This is a genomic window from Arthrobacter sp. Hiyo1, from assembly GCF_001263615.2.
In the GTDB taxonomy this organism is placed as follows: domain Bacteria; phylum Actinomycetota; class Actinomycetes; order Actinomycetales; family Micrococcaceae; genus Arthrobacter.
In genome coordinates this window covers 251,081-254,812 of the sequence record NZ_DF952468.1, presented here as the reverse complement: position 1 = coordinate 254,812, position 3,732 = coordinate 251,081, and the positions used below count along the sequence as shown (strand labels likewise).

Genomic DNA, 3,732 nt, shown 5'->3' with positions numbered 1-3,732 from the left:
CGCCCGCAACGGTGCCGAGGCTGAAGGATCCGTGGAGGCGGGGCATGATGTGCCGTTCAAGGGCGCGTTCCAGTGACGCCCCTTCAACATTCGATGCCGTGTTCCAGCTTGCCGTTCCGAGGCCGATCACCATGAGTCCAAGCGCCACGGCCACCGGGTTGGCCAGCACAGACGTGCCAAAACCGGCGACCGCCAGGCCGAGGCCCACCATGGCGCCGCCGATCCGCGTGGTCAACCGTGATCCGAGCCGGATCACGATCACCCCGGATGCGGACACGGAGAGGAACGATGCCACCGTCATGCACATCAGCAGGAGGCCTACCGTGCCGGGCGTCAGGTTCAGGCCATCGCGGATCGCCGGCAAACGGGACACCCACGACGAGAAGGCCAGGCCACTGGCGCCGTACGCGGTCACCACAGCAGTGCGCCACCGCGACAATTCCGCCGCGGTGGCGCGAGGTGCAGATTGTTGCAGCCGGCTCAAGCGAGCTTCACAACGGCCTGGGACTTCATGAGGACCTTCTGGCCGGCGAAGGTGACGGTCAGGTCGATGCGCGCGGTGCGGGCTTCGGCGTCGAGCGCTCCCACCACTCCGGCGACCTCGATCACGGCACCAGGCTCGCTGGTACCGGTGGTATCGGCGACCAGCACCGGTTTGGTGAAGCGCGTCTGGTAGTCGACGACGGCGGCGGGGTCGCCGGCCCAGTCGCTCACCAGTTGCACGGCGGAGCCCATGGTGAACATACCGTGGGCGATGACTCCGGGAAGTTCGACGCCGGTGGCGAAGGACTCGTTCCAGTGGATCGGGTTGAAGTCGCCGGACGCGCCGGCGTACTTGACCAGGTCCTGGCGCGTGACCTCGATGCTGCGGGCGCCGATTTCCTGCCCGACGGTGAGTTCTTCAAGTTTCAAGCTCATGGTTACTGTCCCTCTCCGCGGACCAGGATGGACGAGGTGGTGGTGGAGACCCGTTCGCCGTCCACCGTTGTGATTTCCGAACGCGTCGTAATCATGGCCCCGCCGCCCATGGCGCGGACGCCGTCGACGTGCAGTTCGGCCCGCAACTGATCCCCGGCAATGATCGGGCGGTGGTGGGTGAAGCGCTGGTCGGCGTGAACCACGCGGCTGAAGTCAATCCCCGAATCGGGGTCCTCGATCAGCTGGGCATCGGCCCGCTGGGCGACGATGATTGCGAAGGTCGGCGGGGCCACGAGGTCGCTGTGGCCCAGGGCCTTGGCGGCTTCGACGTCGAAGTGGGCGGGGTGGGTGGCCTTCACGGCCCGGGCGAACTCCCGGATCTTTTCGCGGCCGACGTCGTACACCTCTGCGGCAGGGTAGCTGCGGCCCTGCAAGTCCGGGTTAATAGTCATGCTCCAACCCTATCGGCCCGGGAGCCGGTACGTAGAGCCGGACCGCTACCCCGAGGCAGGCGGTCCGAACCATCTGGTGAGCGCGTCGGCAAGGCCCGCTTGGGTGCCGTCTCCCACCCAGGCCACGTATCCATCGGGCCGGATCAACACGGCGGCAGGAGGACTGGCCTCGCCAAGTGCCGGAAGCTCCCACGCACCAAGGTATGTGGCATCTATCAGCTGAACACGGTCTGCCCAGGGTGTGATGTCGATCGTGCCGGGTTCGCCGAGGTTGAGGAGCGCCGGCCGGGCATCGTGCAGCAGGCTGAAGACGCGAATCGGCCCGTCCGCGGTGACGAGGTCGAGATCGGGCATGCGTCGTCCGAGCAGCGGGTGCCCATTGCCGACGTCGTAATGTACGTCGAGGCCGGATTGCATCGCGGCGAAGCGCTTGCGCGGTTCCTCCATGCCGAGCAGCTCGGCCATGACCTCGCCCAAAGCCTTCGTGCGGTCGTCCGGGCGGCGAAGCGCGACACTCGCCATCGTATTGCGCAGCACGCGGGCGGCCACCGGATGGCGCTCGGCATGGTAGCTATCGAGGAGGCTTTCCGGCGATGTCCCCTTGACCACTTGGGCCAGCTTCCATCCCAGGTTCACGGCATCCTGCACGCCGGTGTTGAGGCCCTGTCCGCCGTCGGGCGCATGAACGTGCGACGCGTCGCCCGCGAGCAGGACCCGTCCGTCGCGGTAGCTTGCGGCCTGCCGGGTCATATCGGTGAACCTGGAGATCCAGATAGGACTGTGGACCCCGTAATCCGTCCCGCATACGGCGATGAGCGCGTTGCTCAGGTCTTGGAGGGTCGGTTCGGTGGTGGGTCCGATGTGCTGTTCGGTCACCATGACCCCCACGGGCCCGCCATCCGCGTAGACCACGTTGCCGTCGAGAATCTTGTAATCCAGCTTGCCGAAGGAGTGGATACCGAAAGGATTGGTGTGGACGCCCAAGGGCGGCTGCTCGGCCATCTCGACCTGGGCGATCAGGGCACTGGTGGTCGGATCCCATCCGGGGAACTCGATGCCGGCTGCTTTGCGGACCAGGCTGCGGCCGCCGTCGCACCCGACGAGGTACTCCGCGCGCAACGGCCCGCCGTCGGACAACTCGACGTCGACGCCGGTAGCGTCCTGCGCGAAACCGGTCACCTCGCGTCCGTAATAGATCGGCACGGTCAGCTCGGCGACCCAGCCCGCCAGAATGCGCTCGATGTGGTTCTGCCACAGCCCGAGCCGTAGTTGTGCCGGGTGGGAAAGTCGCTGATGTCGAAACGGACGCCGCCGAACCCCGCGACCTGGGCTATTTGCCCCTCGGACAGGAAGCGATCAGCGATTCCGCGCTGATCGAGGACCTCGATGGTGCGTGAGTGCAAACCGCCTGCACGGGATCCGGCGAGATCCTGGTTGGGACGTCGCTCGACGATCGCGACGTCGACGCCGGCCAACGCCAGTTCGCCCGCCAGCATCAACCCTGTGGGGCCTCCTCCGGCGATTACCACCGCATGCTTGGTCATCGCCATGTTCCGCCAGGCTACTTCTTCAAGCCCTTGCGGACCTGCTGTCCGCGGACCACCATGCCCACGACATGCAGGACCAGGCCGAGCCCGATCACGAACAATGACGTCAGCGCAAGGCCTTGGTTATGGGAGGTGTTGCCGATAATCGTCAGGATGATCCCGACGGCGATAAGCCCCATCGCGCTGAAAACCAGCGTCTTGTAGGCGGTAGAGGCCGTGGCCCAGAATTCGTTCAGCACCCCCCAAGTTTAGGGCACTTGTCAGAAGCGTCGAGTCAGGACCCAACACCAACGAACGCCCGCTCACAAATAAGCGGTTGGGTGCGGACGCCCGCTCATAAATAAGCGGTTGCGGGCGGACGCCCGCTCACCTATGGCCGCCAATCCACCAACGCTCGCGCAGATCATCTGCAGGAGGGTTTCGGGAATTGCCGTCAAAAGTGAGCGAGCGTCCTGAAAAAACCGGATGTAAGTGAGCTAGCGTCGGCGGGCGCTCTAGCGTCGGAGGGAGCCCTTAGAGGGAGGGCTGGACCCCGAAGGCAACGGCAAGCTTCATGATCTTTTCGGCGCGGCCCAGGCGCGGGAGGTCGGAGCCGTCGCGGATGACCCTGCCGTTGGCTTCGAAGTCGTTCATGAAGTCGGTGGCCCAAGCGACGTCCGACGGCGTCGGGCTGATGACCTCGTTGATGACCGTGGTCTGGTCGATGGCCAGGCAGAGCTTGCCGGTCATGCCCATGGTCACCGTAATGCCGGTCTGCTCGCGCAGGATCGGATGGTTGGTGCCGACGGTTGGGCCGTCGATGGGGCCCGGCAGGT

Annotated in this window: 5 protein-coding genes and 2 pseudogenes; all 7 read right to left on the bottom strand. The window is 65.7% G+C overall.

Going from position 1 to position 3,732, the window contains the following annotated elements; all coding sequences use genetic code 11:
- Positions 1-484 (bottom strand): annotated as a pseudogene (locus tag AHiyo1_RS25980) (MFS transporter); the annotation flags it as partial.
- Positions 481-918, bottom strand: a complete 438-nt coding sequence (locus AHiyo1_RS01055; protein ID WP_059387333.1) for a MaoC family dehydratase — start codon at positions 916-918, stop codon at positions 481-483. The pseudogene AHiyo1_RS25980 and the gene AHiyo1_RS01055, both read right to left, overlap by 4 nt.
- Positions 919-920: 2 nt before the next feature.
- Entirely contained in the window at positions 921-1,370 is a 450-nt protein-coding gene (locus AHiyo1_RS01050; RefSeq protein ID WP_059387332.1) for an FAS1-like dehydratase domain-containing protein, read from the bottom strand.
- A 45-nt stretch (positions 1,371-1,415) separates the two neighbouring features.
- The gene (locus AHiyo1_RS01045; protein ID WP_340639281.1) at positions 1,416-2,579 is read right to left on the bottom strand and encodes an FAD-dependent monooxygenase; all 1,164 of its coding nucleotides are present in this window, start codon (positions 2,577-2,579) and stop codon (positions 1,416-1,418) included.
- Positions 2,576-2,914: an FAD-dependent monooxygenase gene (locus AHiyo1_RS25975; RefSeq protein WP_253257104.1), complete on the bottom strand. Its 339-nt coding sequence runs from the start codon at positions 2,912-2,914 to the stop codon at positions 2,576-2,578. The genes AHiyo1_RS01045 and AHiyo1_RS25975 overlap by 4 nt, the downstream gene beginning before the upstream one ends.
- Positions 2,915-2,931: 17 nt before the next feature.
- The gene (locus tag AHiyo1_RS01040) at positions 2,932-3,156 is read right to left on the bottom strand and encodes a DUF3188 domain-containing protein (RefSeq protein WP_059387331.1); all 225 of its coding nucleotides are present in this window, start codon (positions 3,154-3,156) and stop codon (positions 2,932-2,934) included.
- Between the two features lie 274 nt (positions 3,157-3,430).
- Positions 3,431-3,732: pseudogene (locus tag AHiyo1_RS01035) on the bottom strand (CoA ester lyase); the annotation flags it as partial.